Here is a 21,498-nt window from a genome sequence, read left to right as displayed (position 1 = left end):
ACAGCACGACGACGGCCGCCCTCCGTGGGGAGGACGGCCGCCGCGAGACGCCGTGGGAGGCGAGGTGTCAGCCGCCGAACGGTCCGACGCGCACGACGGACCGCGGCCGCGAGGCGAGCTCGCCGGCCAGCTTCTGCACGTCGTCGGCCGTGACCGAGCGGATCGCGTCGAGCGACTCCTCGACGCTCAGGAGCTCGCCGTAGACGAGCTCGGCCTTGCCGAGCCGGCTCATGCGCGAGCCGGAGTCCTCGAGCCCGAGCACCATGCCGCCGGAGAGCTGGCCGATGCTGCGGTCGAGCTCCGCGCCGGTGATGCCGTCGTCCGCGAGGCGGTCGAGCTCGGCGTGGAGCAGGGCCGTGACCTCGTCGACCTTCGACGGCGCGCACCCGGCGTAGAGCCCGAAGGTGCCGATGCCGCCGTGGCCGGAGGCGAACGAGTACGTCGAGTACGCGAGGCCGCGCTTCTCGCGGATCTCCTGGAACAGGCGCGAGCTCATGCCGCCGCCCAGCACCGCGCTGAGCACGGAGAGCGTGAAGCGGCGGTCGTCGGTCGCGGACAGGCCCGTGCCGCCGATGACGACGTTCGCCTGCTCCACGGCCCGGTGCACCGACAGCTCGACGCCCGCCGTCCCGACGCCCGCCAGGGCGGGGTCGGCCGGGTCGCGCCGCGCGCGCGGCGCGCTGCCCGCGTCGAGCGACCAGCCGCCGTCGTGCAGCGCCTGGCCCACCTGGGCGACCAGCGTGTCGTGGTCGACACCGCCCGCCGCCGCGACGACGAGCGTCTCGGGGCGGTAGTGCCAGCGGTAGTGCTCCCAGACGGCGTCGCGCGGGACCGCGTTGATCGTGTCCGGGGTGCCGCCGATGGGGCGACCGAGCGCGTGCCCGCCGAGCACCGCGGACGCGAACTCCTCGTGCACGACGTCCGAGGGGTCGTCGTCGTTCATGGCGAGCTCTTCGAGGATCACGCCGCGCTCGGTCTCGAGCTCGTCGGGGTCCAGGCGCGCGGACGTCACCATGTCGGCGATGACGTCGACCGCCATGGGCAGGTCGGCGTCGAGCACGCGCGCGTAGTAGCACGTGTGCTCCTTGCCGGTCGCGGCGTTGGCCTCGCCGCCGACGGCGTCGAACGCCTCGGCGATGTCCATCGCCGAGCGGCGCGCGGTGCCCTTGAACAGCAGGTGCTCGAGGAAGTGCGTCGAGCCGAAGTGGCCGTCGGTCTCGTCGCGCGAGCCGACGCCGACCCACGCGCCCATCGTCGCCGAACGCAGACCCGGCATCGACTCGGTGAGCACGCGGACCCCGCCGGGCAGGACGGAACGACGGATCGTCGCGCCGTCCTGCCCGGCGGTCAGCTCGGCCCCGGCGTCACCCGCCGGGACGAGCGGGAGGTCCCAGGGCACGTCAGGCGTCCGCGCCCTCGGTCGCGGGAGCGTCGGCCGGAGCCTCCTCCTCGACCACGGCGTGCAGCGAGAGCTTGCCGCGCGGGTCGATCTCGCCGATCTCGACCTGGACCTTCTGGCCGATGGACAGCACGTCCTCGACGTTCTCGACGCGCTTGCCGCCCACGAGCTTGCGGATCTGGCTGATGTGCAGCAGACCGTCCTTGCCCGGGGAGAGCGAGATGAACGCGCCGAACGACGTCGTCTTGACGACCGTGCCGACGAAGCGCTCGCCGATCTCCGGGACGTGCGGGTTGGCGATCGCGTTGATCGCCGCGCGGGCGGCCTCGGCCGACGGGCCGTCGGTGGCGCCGATGTACACGGTGCCGTCGTCCTCGATGGAGATGTCCGCGCCCGTCTCCTCCTGGATCTGGTTGATCATCTTGCCCTTGGGGCCGATGACCTCGCCGATCTTGTCGACCGGCACCTTCACGGAGATGACGCGCGGGGCGTTCGGGGACATCTCGTCCGGCACGTCGATGGCCTCGGCGAGGACGTCGAGGATCGTCAGTCGCGCGTCGCGCGCCTGGGTCAGCGCACCGGCGAGCACCGAGGCGGGGATGCCGTCGAGCTTGGTGTCGAGCTGGATGGCCGTGACGAACTCGCGCGTGCCGGCGACCTTGAAGTCCATGTCGCCGAACGCGTCCTCGGCACCGAGGATGTCGGTGAGCGCCGCGTAGCGGGTCTCACCGTCCACCGTGTCGGAGATGAGGCCCATCGCGATGCCCGCGACGGGGGCGCGCAGCGGCACGCCCGCGTTGAGGAGCGAGAGCGTCGAGGCGCACACGGAGCCCATGGACGTCGAGCCGTTGGAGCCGAGGGCCTCGGACACCTGACGGATCGCGTAGGGGAACTCCTCGCGGCTCGGGAGCACCGGCACGAGCGCACGCTCGGCGAGCGCGCCGTGGCCGATCTCGCGGCGCTTCGGGCTGCCCACGCGGCCGGTCTCACCGGTCGAGTAGGGCGGGAAGTTGTAGTTGTGCATGTAGCGCTTGCGCGTCTCCGGACCGAGCGAGTCGATCTGCTGCTCCATGCGGAGCATGTTCAGCGTGGTGACGCCCATGATCTGGGTCTCGCCGCGCTCGAACAGCGCGGAGCCGTGCACGCGCGGGAGCACCTCGACCTCGGCCGACAGGGTGCGGATGTCCGCGAGCCCACGGCCGTCGATGCGCACGCCCTCGGTGAGCACGCGCTGGCGCACCAGCTTCTTCTGGAGCGAGCGGTACGCGGCGGAGAGCTCCTTCTCGCGGCCGTCGAACCCGGCCTGGAGCTTGCCGACCATCTCGTTCTTGATCTCGTCGAGACGGTTCTCGCGGTCCTGCTTGTCCGCGATGGCGAGCGCGGCGCGCAGGTCGGTGGAGACCTCGGCCTCGACCGCGGCGAACGCGTCGTCCTGGTAGTCCAGGAAGACCGGGTACTCCTTGACCGGCTTCGCGGCCTGCGCGGCGAGCGCCGACTGCGCGTCGCACAGCGCCTTGATGAACGGCTTGGCCGCCTCGATGCCCTCGGCGACGACCTCCTCGGTCGGCGCGCCGACGCCCTCGTCCTTGACGAGGCCCCAGGCACCGTCGGTGGCCTCGGCCTCGATCATCGCGATCGCGACGTCGTCACCCACGACACGGCCGGCCACGACCATGTCGAAGACCGCGCGCTCCTTGTCGGAGTACTTGGGGAACGCGACCCACTGGCCGTCGACGAGCGCGATGCGGACCGCGCCGACCGGGCCGGAGAACGGCAAGCCGGAGATCTGCGTCGACGCCGAGGCGGCGTTGATCGCGAGCGTGTCGTACGCGTCGTCCGGGTGGAGCGCCAGGACCGTGATGACGACCTGGACCTCGTTGCGCAGGCCCTTGACGAACAGCGGGCGCAGCGGGCGGTCGATGAGGCGGCACGCGAGGATCGCGTCCGTCGAGGGGCGACCCTCGCGGCGGAAGAACGAGCCGGGGATGCGGCCCGCGGCGTACATGCGCTCCTCGACGTCCACCGTCAGCGGGAAGAAGTCGAACTGGTCCTTGGGGTGCTTGCCGGCCGTCGTGGCCGACAGGAGCATGGTCTCGTCGTCGAGGTACGCGGCGACGGAGCCGGCGGCCTGACGGGCGAGGCGCCCGGTCTCGAACCGGACGGTGCGGGTGCCGAAGCGACCGTTGTCGATCGTGGCCTCGGCGAACTGGATCTCGGGACCCTCCACGGGTGCCCTCCCTTTCTCGAAGCGCCGCCCGGGTAGCCCCTGTCGAGGGTTCCGGTCCGCGCCCCGGCGCGCGTGGCGCGGGGGCTCCGGTCGCACTCGACGCTCGGCGGTCTTCGATCGAGGTCCACGGCGGTTCCCGCACCGGCTCCGTCCGAGACGGGGCCGTGGGGGTCCGTGAGCCACTACCGAGGACCGAACGAGAGGCCGGCGGCGCGGTGTGGGTGGTGTCGGCTGAGGGTGTCAGCCGTGGTGTGACAGGTACATCACACCAGACCAGCCCGGTCCCCGCAGGGACCGGGCTGGCGGTGTCGTGTCAGCGACGCAGACCGAGGCGCTCGATGAGGCTGCGGTAGCGGTTGATGTCGACCTTCTGCAGGTAGCCGAGCAGGCGACGGCGCTGGCCGACGAGGAGGAGCAGACCACGACGGCTGTGGTGGTCGTGCTTGTGCTCCTTGAGGTGCTCGGTGAGGTCCTTGATGCGCTGCGTGAGGAGCGCGACCTGGACCTCGGGCGAACCGGTGTCGCCCTCGCTCGTCGCGTACTCGGTCATGATGCGCTGCTTCGTGGCAGTGTCGAGCGGCACGGTTCTCCTTCGGGTTCGTTGCGCGGTGCGCCGGGGACTGTTCTCCCGGGCTCTCTGGATCCGCGGCCGGTCAGACGGCGCATCCATCGTACCAGCGCGCGGCCGCACCGCCGGCGACGCGCGGTGCGGTCGTCGTTCGAGCGCACCTCCGTCGACGGCCCGGCCGCACCGCCCGCAGCGCTCAGGCCCCGTCGTGCCCGGCCGTCCCGTCGCCGCGGAACCGGCCCGCCGCGTCGGGCAGCACGCCCGCGAACCGGAGCAGGTCCGGCAGGGTGAGGACGAGGGACCCGTCCTCGAAGTGCACACCCTGCGCCGGCGTCCAGTGGTTGCTCGCCCGGACGTAGGACGTATCGTCCTGGCGCAGCAGGTACACGAACGTCTCCGCGAGCACGCGGCTGCCGACCTCGCCGAGGAAGCTCCCGTTGCCCTGGAGCTCGGCCTCCTTGAGGACGTAGTACCACAGCGGGGTGCCGCCGTGGTCGCCGTCCCGCAGGGCCGCGAGCGCCTGCTTCACGTCGTCGCCGGCCCTGTCCTCGAGCTGGGCCGGGGTGAGCGGGGTGAGGCCGAGCGCCGTGGCGACGGCCTCGCCCGTGGGCAGCGCGAGCATGTAGCCGCGCAGCAGGTTGCGCTGCGCGAGCTGCTTCTGCAGCGCGCTGGCCACGAGCTGGGCCGGCGTGTGCGCGGGCGGCTCGGGCGGCAGCGCGCCCTCCTTGACGAGGTCACCGAGGCTCGGCGCGAGGAACGTGTCGATCTTCTCCGCGGCCCGGAAGGGCGACGGGTCGCCCTTGTCGACGAACCGCGCCCACTCGATCGGCCAGTTCGACGGCAGCGCGGGGACGCCCGTGGGGCCGGCGCGCAGGCTGCCGCCGTTCCCCGTGAACTGGAAGAGCTGGACGAGGCTCGCGTTCCGGGGCGGCGGCCCGGTGAAGTTGACGTTGTAGTCGTACGAGTCCCGGATCATCGAGTGCCCGAACCGGAACGCCGCGACGGCGAACTCGAGGGGCATCGAGACCGGGTACCGGGGCCGGAAGAACGACGTGTCGCGCAGGAGCGTCGCGTCGAGCACCCCCGGCTTGGTGAGGGTGCGCAGGTAGTCGTTGACCACGAGCCACTGGTAGTGCCAGCGCACGAGCTGGCTCGCGCGCTCGAAGACGCCGCGCTCCCCGCCGGTGTGCCGCGTCCACGGCTCGAAGTCGTCCACCCAGTCCACGACGGCGTTGTGGAAGCGGATCATCGCGAGGTGGAACTGGGCGACGACGAGGTTCTCGTCGTTGCGCCCGTCCGGGACGAGCGGTGCGCCCTGCTCGTCGCGCGGCAGGTCGCGCTGGGCGTCGCCGCCGGGCTCGACGAGCGAGAACGACGGCCCGCCCGGGATCACGAGCGGCTCCGTGGAGATGCGCCCGAGCCGGAGCTTGGCGGACCCCGGGACGTAGGACGCCTCGCTGCGGGTGGTCCGGTAGCCGCGCTCCCCCGCGAACACCGGGCCGCTCCCGTAGAGCGAGTCGAGGTTGAGCGCGGGGTGCCGCCCGTTGTGGAGCGAGCGCACGACGACGCGCGGCGCGAAGACCTGGAACGGGACGGCGTCGACATCGCCGAGCGCCTGGTCGCCGTCGCGGCCGGCCGTCGTGTCCGGGCCGTTGGTGTTGAGCGTGATGTCGTGGTCGATGAACTGGCCCCAGTACGTGTACACCGCCGGGACGTGGGAGTTGAGGTCGCGCGGCGGCTGCCCGGGCGGGGCGACCGGCCGGGCGACCATGGACGCTCCGAGCGCCTTGAGCGCCTCGACGGTGCCCGTCGTCGCGCCGTCGCCGACCGGCAGGTGGAACGCCGGGAAGCTCTCCGCGAGCTCCGGGAACAGGTAGTCGAACGCGGTCGTGGAGTCGTAGCGGTGGAGCTCGTGGTCCCGGGCGACCGCGGCCTCGGCCGCGGGCAGGAGCGGGGCGTTCGACTCCGCGGGGTCCACGTCCGCGTGCGCGTCCGTGTCGAGCACGGCGTCGTCGGGTGCGACGGCCGCGCCGTGACCGACGCTCCGGACGGTCCGGCCGATCGGGGTGGACGCCTGGTCGACCGCGTCGGGGGCGACGTCGTCGACCACCGTCTCGGCGATGGCGTCGGCGCCGGGTGGCGCCGCGTGCTGCTGAGCCTCCATGGCTCTGCCTCTCTCTGGGAGGTCGTCGTGCGGCCCGCGCGGCGGGCCGCCGGACGCCCCCGCGGGCGGCTCGCGCTCGCGCAGGGGCGTGTGCGACCGCCCCTGGACTGCGGCCCGGGGATCTCGCGGCCGCGACGGACGCCGTGCACGACGGCGCCGCTCACCCGGAGGGAGGGAGCGCGCCCGGTCCCGTGACACGCGGCGGCCGACGGCCCGGCCCGGAGACGCCCCGCTACCCGCGCAGGAGGCCGCGCCGCCGGGCCTCGGCGACCGCCGCGGTGCGCGACGGCGCGCCGAGCTTGTCGTAGACGTGCACGAGGTGCGTCTTGACGGTCGCGCGCGACAGGAACAGCGCGTGCGCGATCTCGTCGTTGGTGCGTCCCTCGGCGACGAGGGCGAGCACCTCGAGCTCGCGCGCGGTGAGCGCCGTGCCGGGGCTGCGCAGGCGGCCGAGCAGCCGCCGCTGGACCGCGGGGCCGAGCGCGACCTCGCCCGCCGCGGCGGCGCGCACGGCGGCCACGAGCTCGTGCGTCGGCGCGTCCTTGAGGAGGTAGCCGCGCGCGCCCGCCTCGACCGCCGCGAGGATGTCGGCGTCGGCGTCGTAGGTCGTCACGACGAGCACGGCCGGGCCGTCGGTCGCGACGATCTCCCGCACCGCGTCGACTCCCCCGAGCCGACCCGGGCCGAACTGGAGGTCGAGCAGGACGACGTCGGCCCGCAGCCCCTCGCGGAGCCGCGCGAGGAGCTTCTCGGCCGAGCCGACCTCCGCGACCACGCGCACGTCCGGCTCGGCCTCGAGCACCGCGCGCAGGCCCGTGCGGACGACCGGGTGGTCGTCCGCGAGGACGACGTCGACGACGGCCGGACCGGTCATCGCTCCTCCTCGTCCTCGGCAGGTGCGAGCGGCACCCAGGCCGCGACCGCGGTGCCCGCGCCCGGCGCGGACTCCACGGACAGCGTGCCGCCGAGCTCCGCGAGGCGCGCGCGCATGGCCAGGAGGCCGAACCCTCCTCCGGTACCGCCCGCCGCGTCCTCGGACTTCTCGGGCAGTCCGTCCGGGTCGAAGCCGCGGCCGTCGTCGACCACGTCGATGGCGACCGCCTCCTCCCCCGGCGCCGCGCCCGCGAGGAAGCTCAGCGTGACCGCGACGCGCGACGCGTCGGCGTGCCGCTCGACGTTGGCGAGCGCGGACTGGGCGACCCGCAGCAGAGCGGCCTCGACGTCGGTCGGCAGCGGCACCGCGTCCCCGCTCACCCGCACGACCACGTCCGGCCCGCCGCCGGGCGCACGAGCCGAGGACCGGGCCGCGGTCCGGGCCGCGGTGCGGCGCAGGGCGTCGACCAGGTTCGACGACGCGAGGTCGACGGGCGCGAGCGCGCGCACCACGCGGCGCGCCTCGGCGAGGTTGTGCCGCGCGACGTCCCGCGTCTGCTCGACGTACCCGCGCGCGGTGGCCACGTCGCCGTCGTCGAGCGCGGTCTGCGCGGCGCGCAGGAGCAGCTCGGCCGAGGAGAAGCCCTGGGCGAGCGTGTCGTGGATCTCGCGCGCGAGGCGTTCGCGCTCGCCCGCGACGGCGCGCTCGCGCTCGGCCGTCGCGAGCTCGTCGCGCGCGCGGACGAGCTCGTCGAGCGTGCGCTGGCGCTCCTGCGACTCCCGCACGACCGCCTCGAGCGCGAGCACGACGACGACCGCGACGGCCCCGCCGATCGCGGGACCCAGCACGAACGGCAGCGCGAGGACGTTCCCGGTGAGCGCGACCATGACCGCGACCACGAGGAGCACGATCACGCCGACGGCGACCGGGCCGCGGCGCGGGCCGAGCACGTGCATCGCGACGAACATCAGCGGGAACGCGACCCACACCGCCGTGACCGAGGTGAGGCACAGCGCGACCCACAGCACGACGAGCCCGGTCACCCACGCGCCCGCGGGCCACCAGGCGCCCCGGGGCGCCCCGACGTCGTCCGGGAGCGGCAGGCGGCGCCGGCCCAGCACGTAGAGCGCGAGCAGCGCGGCGCACAGCACGACGGCGACGACGCCCCGCACCGCGCCCGCCGTGGCAAGAGCACCGGCGAGCGACAGCGCGAGCAGACCGACGAGGAGGACGTCCAGACCGCGGCGCAGCCACCGGGTGGCCGCCGGCACGACGTGCGCGCCGTGCCCGACGTGCCCGCCGGGCGCGGCAGCGGGGGTCGAGGGCGCGGTCGGGATCACGCCGACACCCTAGCCACGCCGCCCCGGCGTGGCATCGTCCGAACGGTCGATGCGCGGCTCCACCCCGCGGCGACGCAGGACCGACCGCCGCGACGATCCGGGGCGCGCCGTACCGCGAGACCGTGGACGGGACGTCGGGACGCCCGCGGCGCACGACCGGATCGCGCTCGCCGCGCCGCGCCCCGCCACCTGCACCCCACCGACCCAGGAGGTCCTTCGCGTGTTCCTCGCCCTGCGCGACCTGCGCCACGCCCGCGGGCGCTTCGCGCTCATGATCACGGTCGTCGCGCTCATCACGTTCCTCGTCGCGTTCCTCGCGGCGCTCACCGCCGGGCTCGGCCGCGCGAGCACGTCGGCCGTGACGGAGCTGCCCGTCGACCGCCTCGCCTTCGCGCCGCCGGCCGAGGGCGCGTCGCCGACCTTCACCGAGTCCGAGGTCACGTCCGCCCAGCAGGAGGCGTGGGCCGACGTCCCCGGCGTCCGGACCGCGGAGCCGCTCGGCGTCGCGACCGTGCGCGCGTCCGGCGAGACCACGGCCGCCGTCACCGCGTTCGGCGTCCAGCCGGGCTCGGGTCTGGTGCCCGGGACGGACGACGGGGGCACCGACGTCTCGGCAGGGACGGTCGTGCTCTCGCGCGGCGCCGCCGACGCGCTGGGCGCAGACGTCGGCGACCAGGTCGGAGCCGGACCGCTCGACCTGCGCGTCGCCGCGGTCGAGGACGTCGAGGCCGACTTCGCCCACACGCCCGTCGTCTGGGTCTCCCTCGACGACTGGCAGACGGTCGGCGCGCGCGGCGGCGCTGCGGGCGACGCGCAGGACGGCCCGACCGCGACCGTCGTCGCGCTCCGGTTCGGCGACGACCCGCCGACGGCGGACGCGCTCGCCGCGGCCGACGCGGAGCTCGGGACGGTCACCGCGACGCCGCGCGAGGCGCGCTCGGCCATCTCCTCGTTCACCGCCGAGAACCTCTCGCTGACGCTCATGCAGGTGTTCCTCCTCGCCATCTCCGCGCTCGTCGTCGGCGCGTTCTTCACGGTCTGGACCATCCAGCGCGCGGGAGACGTCGCCGTGCTGCGGGCGCTGGGCGCCTCGACGCGCTACCTCCTGCGCGACGCGATCGGGCAGGCGGGCGTCGTGCTCGGCGTCGGCGTCGGGCTCGGCACGGCGCTCGCGGCCGGGGCCGGCCTGCTCGCGGCACGCGTCATGCCCGTCGTCGTCGACCTCTCGACGACGCTCGTCCCCGCCGTCGTGCTCGTCGCGCTCGGCGGGCTCGGGGCGGTGCTCGCGGTGACGCGCGTCGCGCGCGTGGACCCGCACGCCGCCCTCGCCGCGCGCTGACCGGCGTCCGGCCTCCCTCGCCCAGACCCGACGCCTCTCCGACGTCCCCGCACCCAGACCCGACACCCCAGGAGCTCCCCGTGGACCTCACGCTCGACCGCATCCGCCTCGCGTACCCCGACGGCGACGGCGTCCTCGTCGCCGTGGACGACGTCACGCTCACCGTGCCGTCGGGCACGACCACGGCGCTGCTCGGCCCCTCCGGCGCCGGCAAGTCCAGCCTGCTCGCCGTGGCCGCGACCCTCACACCGCCCACGTCCGGCGTCGTGCGGGTCGGGCACGACGTCGTCAGCGCGCCGCTCGACGCACCCGACGAGGCCGCCGGCGCGCCCGTCACGCCGAGGTCCGGACGCGGGTCCCGCCGCCGGGCGCGGCGGGCCGCGGACCGGGCGGCGGCCCTGCGCCGCGAGCGCATCGGGATCGTGTTCCAGCAGCCGCAGCTCGTGGCGTCGCTCACCGTGCTCGAGCAGCTCGAGCTCATGAGCCACCTGCGGGGCCGACCCGCCGCGTCGCGCCGGGCGCACGCGCTCGCCCTGCTCGACGCGGTGGGCGTCGCGGACCGCGCGGACCGCCGGCCGGAGCACCTCTCGGGCGGCCAGCGCCAGCGGGTGGCGATCGCGCGGGCGCTCATGAACGACCCGCAGGTGCTCCTCGTCGACGAGCCCACCTCGGCGCTCGACCACGAGCGCGGTGTGCAGGTCGTGGAGCTCGTGGTGCGCCTCGCCCGCGAGCTCGACGCCGCGGCCCTGCTCGTCACGCACGACGAGGCGACCCTCGACCCGGTGGAGGCCCGCGTGCACCTGGCGGACGGACGGCTCGTCGAGGCGCCGGCAGCCGTCTGAGTGCCCGCCGGACGTCGGTCGCGCGTGCCGGGAGCGGCGCGGTCAGCGCGCCACGCGCACGTGGGTCGCGACCGCGAGCGCCACGACGGCGGCGAGCGCCTGGGCGACGACGGCGACCCAGCCCGCGGTGCCCACGAGGAGCGCGACACCCAGGGGGACGGCGCCGAGGACCGCGACGTCCGGCCCCTTGCGCAGCACGGCGGCGGCCCCCGTCGGCACGCCGCCCGACGGCGTCGCGAGCAGCGGGCCGCCCCAGTTCGGCGGCTCGCGGTAGGCGCTGCGCACGGCGGCCCCGCCCTGCACGACGGCGGTGAGCGCGGCCAGGGCGACCCAGCGCGCGTCGCCCGTCGCGACGACGAGCGGCGCGGCTCCCGCGAGGAGGCACGCGGCGGCGTTGAGCGTGGGCACGACGGTGCGCGCGAGCCGGGTCCAGCGCGCGGCGAGCGGCACGAGCGCGTCGACGACGGGCGCCATCTCCGCGGTGCGTGCGCCCTCGGCGCCGAGCACGGCGGCGGCGAGACCGGCCGCGACCAGCACCGCGAGGAGGCCGAACCCGGAGCCGAGTCCGGGGACCTGCTGCGCGACGACGGTCAGCGCGCCGAGGCCCACGAGCTGCGCGAGCGCGGAGGGGCTCCGCCCGAGGAGCACGAGGTCGGCTGCCACGACCGCGCCGAACGCGCCGCGCACGGCCGCGAACCGCCGCGGCTGCCGGACGCGCACGCGCGCCGCGCCCGCCCGGCGCAGGGCGCGGCCGAGGTCGCGCGTGTCGAACGAGAGCACGGCGCCGCCCACCTGGTCCGCGACCGAGCTCTGCGCCCGCAGGACCGTCGCGCCGAGCGACTCCAGCCCCCGCCACCAGCGCAGGACGAGCACTGCCGCGACCGCGAGGAGCCCGACCGCGACGAGCGGTGGCGCGGCGAGCGCGGGCAGCCCGGAGCGGCCGGCGACGACGAGCACGAGGCCCGCGACCGGCACGGCCGCGACGGCGACGTCGCTCGCTCGGGCGAGGGTGGAGGCCGCGCGGGGCGACGGCTGGACGAGGCCCGCGACGGACACGAGCAGGAGCCCGAGCGCTCCGCCCGTCAGTGCTGCCCGGAGCGCGGGCCCTGCGTCGAGCCCGGCGGCGACCGACACGGCGACCGTCCCGACCGCGCCCAGCACGCCGCCCAGGAGCACCGCCCGGACGAACGACGGCGCCACGAGCCCGCGCCGGTCCGCCGGGCTGGGCACCCACCAGCGCACGCCCGCGCTGCCCGCGCCGACCGGGCCGAGGCGGACCGCGGTCCCCGTGAGGAACGCGAGCAGCGCGGCCGTCCCGAGCGCCTGGACCGCGCCCGGGCCGAGGACTGGCGGTCCGCCTGCTGCCGAGCCGGGGTCGAGGGTCGAGCGCAGCATCGAGGCGAGCCCGATCACCCAGCCGGTCGCGAGCGCGACGGACACCACCGCGTAGGCGACGTCGACGACGATCTCCCCCGGGCCCGCGTCGGCCCGTGCCGCGGCGGCGCGCGCGGTCAGGCGGCGCAGCTCGCGCCCCGTGAGCAGCTCGTCCGGGTCCGTGCGCAGCACGTCCACCGCGCCGTCGGGACCGTCGTCGCGGCTCGGGCCGCGGACCTCTCCGGGAGGCCCCTCGGGATGCGGACCGGTCACCGTCAGCGCACCGCCAGGAGCGCGTCGTGCGTGTCCGCCGGCTCGAGGGCGACGCACGCGTCGTCGCCGACGAGCAGGCCACGGGCACCGGTCCGGGCGACGAGGTCGGGGTCGTGCGTCGCGAGGACCACGGCGACGCCGCGGCGCGCCTCGTCGACGAGCAGGCCTGCGAGCCGTTCGCGCATGCCGGGGTCGAGGCGCTGCTCGGGCTCGTCGAGCACGAGCAGCTCGCGGGGGCGGACGAAGCCGGACGCGAGCAGGAAGCGTCGCCGCTGGCCGGACGAGAGCGCCGACGGCAGCGACGCCGCCTGCTCCACGATCCCGAACCGCTCGAGGAGCGCGTCCACGGCCGCCCCCGCATGGGCCACGCCGTGCCCGCGCGCGACGAGGACGAGGTGCTCGCGCACCGTGAGCGCAGGGAAGAACGCGTCGTCGTCGAGCACGCCCGCGACCCGCGCGCGGAAGTCGCGCTCGCGCTCGTCGACGGCGCGCCCGAACGCCCGCACCGCGCCGCCGAGCGCGGGCTGCAGGCCGAGCACCGTGCGCAGGAGCGTCGACTTCCCGCTGCCGTTCGCGCCGATGACGACGACGAGGTCGCCTGCAGCCACGGTGAGGTCGACTGGCGCGCACACGGCGACGTCCGCATAGCCGACGCGCAGGGCCTGCGCCTCGAGCACGGGGGCAGGGCTCGGGGCGGGCGACGCCACGGTCAGGCCCCCGTGGTCGTCGTGGCCGGCTCCCCGCCCGGGACGGCGAGGAGCTCGCGGGCGCGCGCGACGTCGTCGTGCATCTGGGCGACGAGGGGCTCGATGCCGTCGAACCGCAGCGTGGGACGCAGCCGCTCGACGAGCTCGAGGACCACGTCCTCGTCGTACAGGTCGAGGTCGGCGCGGTCGAGGACGTAGGCCTCGACGCGGCGCTCGACGCCGTCGAACGTCGGGTTGGTGCCGATGGAGATCGCGGCCGGGAGCCGGACGTCGGCGTGCTCGGGGTCGGCGCCCGCGAGCTGCGGGCGCTCCAGCCACCCCGCGTACACGCCGTCGGCCGGGACCATGCCGCTGATCGCGCCGAGGTTCGCCGTCGGGAAGCCGAGCTCGCGTCCCCGGGCGTCGCCGTGCACGACCGTGCCGCGCACGCGGTGCGACCGGCCGAGGATGCGGGCCGCCTCGCGCACGTCGCCCGCCGCGAGCAGCGCCCGCACGCCCGTGGAGGACCAGCGCACCTGGGAGTCGCCCGGCGCGACCTCGTCCGTGACGGGCACGCCCTGGTGCTGCCCGACGTCGTCGATCGCCACGACCTCGAAGCCGAACCGCGACCCGAGCTCGACCATGGTCTCGATCGTCCCGGCGTTGTCGCGGCCGAAGCGCACGTCGTGCCCCACGACGACGGTCCCGACGCGGAGCCCGTCGACGAGGTACGTGCGCACGAACTCCTCCGGGGTCTGGCGCGCGAACTCGAGCGTGTACTCCACGAGCAGGACGGCGTCCAGGCCCGTCTCCGCGAGCAGCTCGACCCGGTCGGCGATCCCCGTGATGAGCTCCGGTGCGCTCTCGGGGCGGTGCACGACCGCAGGGTGCGGGTGGAACGTCACGGCGACCGCCCGCGCGCCACGCGCGCGGGCGAGGTCCACGATCCGCCCGAGCACCTGGGCGTGGCCGCGGTGGACGCCGTCGAAGTTGCCGATCGTCACGACCGACGGGCCGAAACCCGGGGGAACCTGGCTCAGGTCCGTCCACAGGTGCACGCGAGAACTCCTCCGGTGAGGGGGTGGGTCGGGCGCGCCGGCAGGGAGTCGTCGGCGCCGCTGGACAAGACTGCCACGCCCCGGCCCCGACGCCGAACCGAGGGCGTCAGGCGGGCGCCAGGACGAGCACGGGCTTGGCGAGGTCGGCGCCGCCGCGGCGCGTGTCCTCGACGAGGGCGACGAGCTCGCCGGCCGGGGAGATCGCCGCCGTGGTCCCGGGCGCCCCGGTCCCGGGGATCCACTGACCGTACGACAGCGCCGTGGCCTCCTGCGCCGTGAGGTCGCGCACGGGGAACGTCGCGCGCGCGGCCTCGGCGAGCGGCAGCGTCGCGAGGACGCCGTCGCGGTCGGCCTGCGCCTCGAGCTCCTCGAGCGTCGAGGCGACGCCGAGCCCGTACCCGCCGACGCGCGTGCGCCGCAGGGCCGTGAGGTGCCCGCCGACGCCGAGCGCCGCGCCGAGGTCGCGCGCGAGCGCGCGCACGTACGTGCCCGACGACACGGTCACGGCGACGTCCACGTCCAGGGCGGGGTGCGCGCCGTCGGGCGTCTCCCCCGGCCCCACCGAGCGCACGTCGAGGACCTCGAAGCGCGAGACGACGACGGGCCGCGCCGCGAGCGCGACGTCCTCGCCCGCCCGCGCACGGGCGTAGGCGCGCTTCCCGTCGACCTTGATCGCGCTCACGGTGCTCGGGACCTGGAGGATCTCGCCCGTGAGGTCGGCGATCGCGCGGTCGAGGTCGGCGCGCCCGACGCCGGACGCGTCCGCGGACGCGACGAGCTCACCCTCGGCGTCGTCGGTCGTCGTGCTCGCGCCGAGCCGGATCGTCGCGTCGTAGTCCTTGTCCGCGCCGACGACGTACGTGAGGAGCTTCGTCGCCCGGCCTACCCCGAGCACGAGCACGCCCGTCGCCATGGGGTCGAGCGTGCCGGCGTGGCCGACCTTGCGCGTGCCGGCGAGCCGGCGCCCGCGGCCGACGACGTCGTGGCTCGTCCAGCCCCCCGGCTTGTCGACGACGACCAGGCCGTCTGGCGCCGTCGGGCGACGTGGTGCCTGGTCGCGCTGACGCTCGGTGCGTGCCGTGGTCATCGGGTCCCCTCCGTCGCCGCGCGGCCGGGGCCGTCCGTCGGGTCGACCGTGCACTGGACGAGCACCGCGAGCACCGGGTCGTCGTCCGCGTGGGACGGCGCCTGGACCGCGAACAGGGTGTTGAGCAGCATCCCGCGCGCCACGAAGTCGCGCGCCTCCTCGTCGCTCGCCCCGGCGCGGGTGCGGTAGAGGTCGAACGCCTGCGCCAGCACCGCGCGCGCCCGGGTGCCGAGCACCGGGTCGGCGCCGAGCACGAACCCGTGCATGAGGACGCGGAGCTGGTCCGGGTCGGCGATGAGGCGCGTGTACGCCTCGCCCATCGCGGCCTTCGCGTCCGGGCCGGGCGGGACGGCCTCGAACCGCGCGACGATCTCGCTCGCGACGCGGTCGAACACCTCGCGGAACAGCTCCTCCTTGGTCCCGAAGAGCCGCACCACGTAGGGCTGGGACACGTGCGCCGCGCGCGCGACCTGGTCGGTGCTGGTGCCTGCGTAGCCGCCCTCGGCGAACACCGCGGTGGCGGCGTCGAGGATCTGCTCGCGGCGCTCGTCGCGCGTCATGCGCCGGGCCGGCGCGTCGGAACTCATGGTTGACAGGTTATCAGTCGATTACTAGCGTCGGTCAGGTAGTAATCAATCAATGCTTACTCTTGCCTCGGAGGCACGACCATGACACTCCCCTCGACCGAACCGTCGGCCACCGCCCCGTCCGGCGCCCTGATCGACGACCTGCCCGACGACGTGCGCCCGGCGCGCACCACCGTCGCGGACGCGCCGGAGCGCCGCCCGCCCACCGCACGGGTGCCCCACCCTTCCGCGGAGCCCACGGCACGGCGCGCGCGCCCCGTCGCCCTCGCGCTCGTCGCCGCGTCGCTGCCCATGTTCATGGCGACGCTCGACAACCTCGTCGTCACCGGGGCGCTCCCCGTGATCTCGGAGGCGCTCCGGCCGACCGTCGAGCAGCTCCAGTGGTTCGTCAACGCGTACACGCTCGCGTTCGCGACCCTCATGCTGCCCGCGGCCGCGCTCGGCGACCGCCTCGGCCGCCGCCGGGTGTTCGTCGGCGGGATCGCGCTCTTCACGCTCGCGTCGGCGGCCGCCGCCCTCGCGGACACCCCCGGCGCGCTCGTCGCGGCCCGCGCCGTCCAGGGCGCCGGCGCCGCCGCGATCTTCCCGCTGTCGCTCACGCTGCTCGTCGGCGCCGTCCCGGCCGCCCGGCGCGCGCTCGCGATCGGGGTCTGGGGCGGCGTGTCCGGCCTCGGCATCGCGCTCGGCCCGCTCGTCGGCGGCGCCGTCGTCGAGGGCCTGAGCTGGCAGGCGATCTTCTGGCTCAACGTCCCGGTCGCCGTCGTCGCCGTGCCGCTCGTCCTCGCGGCGCTGCGCGAGTCGTTCCGGCGCCGGCAGCCGTTCGACGTGCCGGGGCTGCTCCTCGCGGGCGGCGGCGTCCTGCTCGCCGTGTGGGGGATCGTCGACGCCGAGCGGCGCGGCTGGGACTCGGCCGCCACGATCGCGACCCTCGCCGCCGCGGCCGCCCTCCTCGTGCTCTTCGTCGTCCAGGAGGCCCGCACCGCGCACCCGCTCGTCCCGCTGCGCCTGTTCCGCTCGAGGAGCTTCAGCGCGGCCAACGTCGCGAGCCTCGCGTTCGCCGTCGGGATGTTCGGCGCGGTCTTCCTGCTCACGCAGTTCCTCCAGGTGGGCCAGGGCTACTCCCCCCTCGAGGCGGGGGTGCGGACCCTGCCGTGGACGGCCGCGCCCATGGTCGTCGCCCCGATCGCGGGTGCGCTCGCGTCCCGGGTCGGCGTGCGCCCCCTCGTCGTCACCGGCCTCGCCCTCCAGACCGTCGCGCTCGGCTGGATGGCCTCCCTCGTGGACGCCGACCCCACCGTCTACGGCGCGCTCGTCCCGGCGTTCGTGCTCGCCGGCGTCGGCATGGGTCTCACGTTCGCACCCGTCGCGACGGCGGTGCTCGCCGGGGTCGCGGACGCCGACCACGCGACGGCGAGCAGCGTCAACGCGACGCTGCGGGAGATCGGCGTCGCGCTCGGGGTCGCGGTGCTGACCGCCGTCTTCCTCGCCGCGGGCGGCGCGCTGACGCCGGCCGCCTTCGCGACCGGGCTGGTACCTGCCCTCGTCGTCGGCGCCGCCGTGCTCGCGGTCGCCACCGCGGCCGCGCTCTTCCTCCCCCGGGGTGCGGGCCGCTGACGGCGCCGACCGGGCGAGGACCCTCCGTCGCCCGGCCTGTCCGCGGGAACGACCGAGGGCCGGCGGCGGCACGCGTTGCGTGTCGCCACCGGCCCTCGGCGCGGTGCGAGGTCGGAGGTCAGCGCTCGGCCGACTCCCCCTCCTCCTCGGCCGTGCGGTACGGGTCCGCGTCCCCGGCGAAGGCCTTGCCCTCGCGCAGGGCGGCGAGCTCGGCGTCGCGGCGGCGCGCCTCGACGAGCGCGGCGTCGAGGTGCGCGGCCGTCTCGGGGACGGAGTCGAGGTGGAACTCGATCGTCGGCGTCAGGCGGATCCCCGTCTGCTTGCCGACCTCGGAGCGGATGAGACCCTTCGCGCTCTCCAGCGCCGCGGCCGTCCCGACCCGCTCCTCGTCCGTGCCGTACACGGTGTAGAACACGGACGCGTTCTGCAGGTCACCGGTGACGCGCACGTCCGTCACCGTGACGAACCCGAGGCGCGGGTCCTTGATCCGCGTGTCGAGCATCTGCGCGACGATCTCCTTGATGCGGTCGGCGAGCTTCCTCGCCCGAGGGTGATCGACCATGGCTTCTTCCTTTCGTGCCGAGCGTTCCGGCTACGGTCCCGACGACCGTACGCCGAACGGTCCCCGTCGGCCGGGCGGGACGGGAGACGAACGCCCGGGGGCGGCCACGAACCGTGACCGCCCCCGGGCGTGACGAGCGTCAGGAACGCGGCTTCTCCCGCATCTCGAACGTCTCGATGGTGTCGCCGACCTGGAGGTCGTTGAACGAGCCCAGTCCGATACCGCACTCGAAGCCCTCGCGGACCTCGGTGGCGTCGTCCTTGAACCGCTTGAGCGACTCGACCGTGAGGTTGTCCCCGACGATCTTGCCGTCGCGCAGGACGCGCGCCTTGGCGTTGCGGCGGATCTCGCCCGACCGGACGATCGAACCGGCGATGTTGCCGAACTTGGAGGAACGGAAGATCTCGCGGATCTCCGCCGTGCCCAGCTGGGCCTCCTCGTACTCCGGCTTGAGCATGCCCTTGAGCGCGGCCTCCACGTCCTCGATCGCCTGGTAGATGATCGAGTAGAAGCGGACGTCGACGCCCTCGCGCTCGGCCAGGTCCTCGACGCGCTCGCCGTACTTCACGTTGAAGCCGATGATGATCGCGTTGTCGACCGTCGCGAGGTTGACGTCGTTCTGCGTGATCGCACCGACACCGCGGTGGATGACGCGCAGCTCGACCTCGTCGCCCACGTCGATCTTGAGCAGCGCGTCCTCGAGGGCCTCGACGGCACCGGACACGTCGCCCTTGAGGACGAGGTTGAGGGTCTCGACCTTGCCCTGCTGGAGCGCCTGCGTGAAGTCCTCGAGGCTGATGCGCTTGCGGCGCTTGGCCAGGAGGGCGGCACGCTCGGCGGCCTCGCGCTTCTCGGCGATCTGGCGTGCCGTGCGCTCGTCGGGCGCCACGAGGAACGTGTCGCCCGCGCTCGGCACGGACGCGAGACCCAGCACGAGGACCGGACGGGCGGGGCCCGCCTCGGTCACGGCGTTGCCGTGCTCGTCGAACATCGCGCGGACGCGGCCGTGGGCCGTGCCGGCGACGATCGCGTCACCGACGTGCAGCGTGCCGGACTGGACCAGGACGGTCGCCACGGCACCGCGGCCCTTGTCGAGGTTCGCCTCGATGGCGACACCGCGCGCGTCCTTGTCCGGGTTCGCGCGCAGGTCGAGCGAGGCGTCGGCCGTGAGCAGGACGGCCTCGAGGAGGTCGTCGATGCCCATGTTCTGCTTCGCGGACACGTCGACGAACATCGTGTCGCCGCCGTACTCCTCGGCCACCAGGTTGTACTCGGTGAGCTGCTGGCGGATCTTGGCGGGGTTGGCCCCCTCCTTGTCCACCTTGTTCACCGCGACCACGATCGGCACGTTCGCCGCCTGGGCGTGGTTCAGCGCCTCGATGGTCTGCGGCATCACGCCGTCGTCCGCGGCCACGACGAGGATCGCGATGTCCGTCACCTGCGCACCGCGGGCACGCATGGCGGTGAACGCCTCGTGACCCGGGGTGTCGATGAAGGTGATGGCACGCTCGTTGCCCTCGTGCTCGTGACGCACCTGGTACGCACCGATGTGCTGGGTGATGCCGCCGGCCTCGCCCGCGACGACGTCCGTCTGGCGGATCGCGTCGAGGAGCTTGGTCTTTCCGTGGTCGACGTGGCCCATGACGGTGACGACCGGCGGACGAGCCGTGAGCTCGTCGTCGCCCTCGGCCTCGAGCTCCGCGTCCAGGTCGATGTCGAAGGACCCGAGCAGCTCGCGGTCCTCCTCCTCGGCCGAGACCATCTCGATGACGTAGCCGAGCTCGGCCGCGAGCGTGCCGAACGTGTCCTCGTCGAGCGACTGGGTCGCGGTCGCCATCTCACCGAGGTGGAAGAGCACCGTGACGAGGCTCGCGGGGTTCGCGTCGATCTTGTCGGCGAAGTCGTTCAGGGACGAGCCGTGACGCAGGCGGACGACGGTCTTGCCGTTGCCGCGGGGAACCTGCACGCCGCCGAGCGACGGCGCCTGCATCTGCTCGAACTCCTGGCGCTTCGCGCGCTTCGACTTGCGCCCACGGACGGGACGTCCGCCGGCGCGCCCGAAGGCGCCCTGCGTGGAACCACGACCCGCGCCGCCGCGACCGCCGCCACCGGGGCGACCGGCGAAGCCGCCGCCACCGCCGGGAGCGCCACCGCCGCCGGGGCGACCGGCGAAGCCGCCGCCACCGCCACGACCGCCGCCGCCACCACCGGGACGACCGCCGGGAGCAGGACGCTCACCGGGACGACCGATCGAGGTGCGACCGGGCATCATGCCCGGGTTCGGGCGCGGGCCGCCGGGGCGCGGAGCAGGACGGGGGCCGCCCGGACGGGGGCCGCCCGGACGCTCGCCGGACCCCGCCGCGGCACCCTCGGTGCGCTCGGGACGTGAGCCGGGCCGGGGCATGCCCTGGCTCGGCGCGAACGGGTTGTTGCCCGGGCGCGGGGCCCCCGGGCGCGGTCCGCCGCCCTGCCGGGGCATGCCCTGGCTGGTGGCGAACGGGTTGTTGCCCGGGCGCGGGGCGCCGGGGCGAGCGCTCGTACCGCCGGGACGGGGCGCGGGCGCGTTGGTGCCGCCACCCGGCTTGGGCGTGGCGGTGGGCTTCTGGGCCGGCGCGGGACGCTCGGCCGCGGGGGCCTGGGGCGCCGGTGCCTTCGGTGCCGGCGCGGCGGGTGCCGGAGCCTGGGACGCCTTCGCGGGCTCGGCCTTCGCCGGGGCGGGTGCCGCCGGCTGGGGCGCGAGCGCCTCCGCCTGGGGCGCGGCCGGAGCGGCCTTCACCTCGGGCTTCGGGGCCGGCTTGGGCGCGGCCGGGCGCGCGGCGGCGGGTGCCGCCGCGGGCTTGCTCGCGCCGCCGCCCCCGGCGGGGAAGGCGTCGCGCAGCTTACGGACCACCGGTGGCTCGATGGTCGAGGATGCCGAGCGGACGAACTCACCGAGCTCCGTCAGCTTGGTCATGATGGTCTTGCTCTCCACCCCGAGCTCCTTCGCGAGCTCGTAGACGCGGACCTTTGCCACAACTCTCCTGTCTCGGTCCGCCCCGGACAGGGAGGACCGTCGTTAGTGCTGGGTGCTCATCGCTGGGTACTCATCGGGTGCCCATCGGCTTCTAACCCGCTTCCTTGTCGACGTGTCGTGCAGTGCGGCCCCCGGGAGGGGCCGTGACGCATGGCTCAGACCTGCTCTCCCGGCGGCGCCTCGATCGCGGTGCGGACCGCGGCGAGGTCGAGGGGCCCGGCGACGCGCAGGGCCCGCGGGACGGCCCGCCGGCGTTCCGCCGTCTCGAGGCACCGGGTCGACGCGTGGAGCCACGCACCGCGACCCGGCAGCGACCGTCCGGCGTCCACCACGAGCCGGGGCTCGTCGGTGCTCGCACCGGACCGGTCGAGGACCAGACGGAGGAGAGCTGACCGCAGGTCGCGCTCCCGGCATCCGACGCACGTGCGGACAGGACCCGAGCCCGTGTCGACGGGGCGGGTCGTGGTGTCCTGGGGCATGGTCGAGGTGCG

General features: G+C 75.3%; 17 protein-coding genes. 3 read left to right on the top strand and 14 right to left on the bottom strand.

The window, feature by feature from the left end; translation table 11 throughout:
* Positions 1-67: 67 nt before the first annotated feature.
* The 6 genes from ACFVN3_RS09020 to ACFVN3_RS08995 form a co-directional block, all read right to left on the bottom strand.
* Positions 68-1,399, bottom strand: coding sequence for a M16 family metallopeptidase (locus tag ACFVN3_RS09020; RefSeq protein ID WP_378232455.1), 1,332 nt, complete (start codon positions 1,397-1,399; stop codon positions 68-70).
* 1 nt (position 1,400) lies between these two features.
* Positions 1,401-3,626, bottom strand: coding sequence for a polyribonucleotide nucleotidyltransferase (locus tag ACFVN3_RS09015; RefSeq protein WP_053371618.1), 2,226 nt, complete (start codon positions 3,624-3,626; stop codon positions 1,401-1,403).
* 313 nt (positions 3,627-3,939) lie between these two features.
* A complete protein-coding gene (rpsO, locus tag ACFVN3_RS09010) occupies positions 3,940-4,209 on the bottom strand; it encodes a 30S ribosomal protein S15 (protein WP_021479897.1) in 270 nt (89 codons plus the stop codon).
* A gap of 181 nt (positions 4,210-4,390) precedes the next feature.
* The gene (locus tag ACFVN3_RS09005) at positions 4,391-6,358 is read right to left on the bottom strand and encodes a heme peroxidase family protein (protein ID WP_378232454.1); all 1,968 of its coding nucleotides are present in this window, start codon (positions 6,356-6,358) and stop codon (positions 4,391-4,393) included.
* Between the two features lie 232 nt (positions 6,359-6,590).
* Positions 6,591-7,232 carry a response regulator gene (locus ACFVN3_RS09000; RefSeq protein WP_378232452.1) on the bottom strand — a complete coding sequence of 214 codons (642 nt, stop codon included), beginning with the start codon at positions 7,230-7,232 and terminating at the stop codon, positions 6,591-6,593.
* On the bottom strand, positions 7,229-8,572 hold the full coding sequence (locus ACFVN3_RS08995; protein ID WP_378232451.1) for a sensor histidine kinase: 1,344 nt from the start codon (positions 8,570-8,572) through the stop codon (positions 7,229-7,231). Before ACFVN3_RS08995 ends, ACFVN3_RS09000 begins: the two co-directional genes overlap by 4 nt.
* Before the next feature lie 220 nt (positions 8,573-8,792).
* Here ACFVN3_RS08995 and ACFVN3_RS08990 point away from each other — a divergent pair, with 220 nt between their 5' ends.
* Both ACFVN3_RS08990 and ACFVN3_RS08985 read left to right on the top strand, forming a co-directional pair.
* Positions 8,793-9,911: an ABC transporter permease gene (locus ACFVN3_RS08990; protein WP_378232450.1), complete on the top strand. Its 1,119-nt coding sequence runs from the start codon at positions 8,793-8,795 to the stop codon at positions 9,909-9,911.
* Between the two features lie 80 nt (positions 9,912-9,991).
* Complete coding sequence (locus ACFVN3_RS08985; protein WP_378232448.1) at positions 9,992-10,753, top strand: ABC transporter ATP-binding protein; 762 nt, start codon at positions 9,992-9,994, stop codon at positions 10,751-10,753.
* 42 nt (positions 10,754-10,795) lie between these two features.
* Here ACFVN3_RS08985 and ACFVN3_RS08980 read toward each other — a convergent pair whose 3' ends face one another.
* The 5 genes from ACFVN3_RS08980 to ACFVN3_RS08960 all read right to left on the bottom strand — a co-directional run bounded on the left by ACFVN3_RS08980 (position 10,796) and on the right by ACFVN3_RS08960 (position 15,818).
* The gene (locus ACFVN3_RS08980) at positions 10,796-12,400 is read right to left on the bottom strand and encodes a DUF6297 family protein (RefSeq protein ID WP_378232447.1); all 1,605 of its coding nucleotides are present in this window, start codon (positions 12,398-12,400) and stop codon (positions 10,796-10,798) included.
* A 2-nt stretch (positions 12,401-12,402) separates the two neighbouring features.
* Positions 12,403-13,107, bottom strand: coding sequence for an ATP-binding cassette domain-containing protein (locus ACFVN3_RS08975; protein ID WP_378232446.1), 705 nt, complete (start codon positions 13,105-13,107; stop codon positions 12,403-12,405).
* A 2-nt stretch (positions 13,108-13,109) separates the two neighbouring features.
* Positions 13,110-14,144: a bifunctional riboflavin kinase/FAD synthetase gene (locus ACFVN3_RS08970; RefSeq protein WP_378232445.1), complete on the bottom strand. Its 1,035-nt coding sequence runs from the start codon at positions 14,142-14,144 to the stop codon at positions 13,110-13,112.
* A 106-nt stretch (positions 14,145-14,250) separates the two neighbouring features.
* Positions 14,251-15,231 (bottom strand): tRNA pseudouridine(55) synthase TruB, encoded by a 981-nt coding sequence (truB, locus tag ACFVN3_RS08965; RefSeq protein ID WP_378232444.1) that lies wholly within the window; start codon positions 15,229-15,231, stop codon positions 14,251-14,253.
* Positions 15,228-15,818 carry a TetR/AcrR family transcriptional regulator gene (locus tag ACFVN3_RS08960; protein WP_378232443.1) on the bottom strand — a complete coding sequence of 197 codons (591 nt, stop codon included), beginning with the start codon at positions 15,816-15,818 and terminating at the stop codon, positions 15,228-15,230. Before ACFVN3_RS08960 ends, truB begins: the two co-directional genes overlap by 4 nt.
* 81 nt (positions 15,819-15,899) lie before the next feature.
* On the opposite strand from ACFVN3_RS08960, the gene ACFVN3_RS08955 reads away from it, so the two are divergent.
* Complete coding sequence (locus tag ACFVN3_RS08955; RefSeq protein ID WP_378232442.1) at positions 15,900-17,432, top strand: MFS transporter; 1,533 nt, start codon at positions 15,900-15,902, stop codon at positions 17,430-17,432.
* A 118-nt stretch (positions 17,433-17,550) separates the two neighbouring features.
* Here ACFVN3_RS08955 and rbfA read toward each other — a convergent pair whose 3' ends face one another.
* The 3 genes from rbfA to ACFVN3_RS08940 all read right to left on the bottom strand — a co-directional run bounded on the left by rbfA (position 17,551) and on the right by ACFVN3_RS08940 (position 21,486).
* Positions 17,551-17,994, bottom strand: coding sequence for a 30S ribosome-binding factor RbfA (gene rbfA, locus ACFVN3_RS08950; protein ID WP_378232441.1), 444 nt, complete (start codon positions 17,992-17,994; stop codon positions 17,551-17,553).
* Positions 17,995-18,133: 139 nt separating this feature from the next.
* Entirely contained in the window at positions 18,134-21,007 is a 2,874-nt protein-coding gene (infB, locus tag ACFVN3_RS08945; protein ID WP_378232440.1) for a translation initiation factor IF-2, read from the bottom strand.
* A gap of 155 nt (positions 21,008-21,162) precedes the next feature.
* Entirely contained in the window at positions 21,163-21,486 is a 324-nt protein-coding gene (locus ACFVN3_RS08940) for a YlxR family protein (RefSeq protein WP_378232439.1), read from the bottom strand.
* Between the last annotated feature and the right edge of the window lie 12 nt (positions 21,487-21,498).

The organism is Cellulosimicrobium sp. NPDC057862, from assembly GCF_042797035.1.
Lineage (GTDB): Bacteria > Actinomycetota > Actinomycetes > Actinomycetales > Cellulomonadaceae > Cellulosimicrobium.
This window is presented reverse-complemented; position numbering and strand designations above follow the sequence as displayed.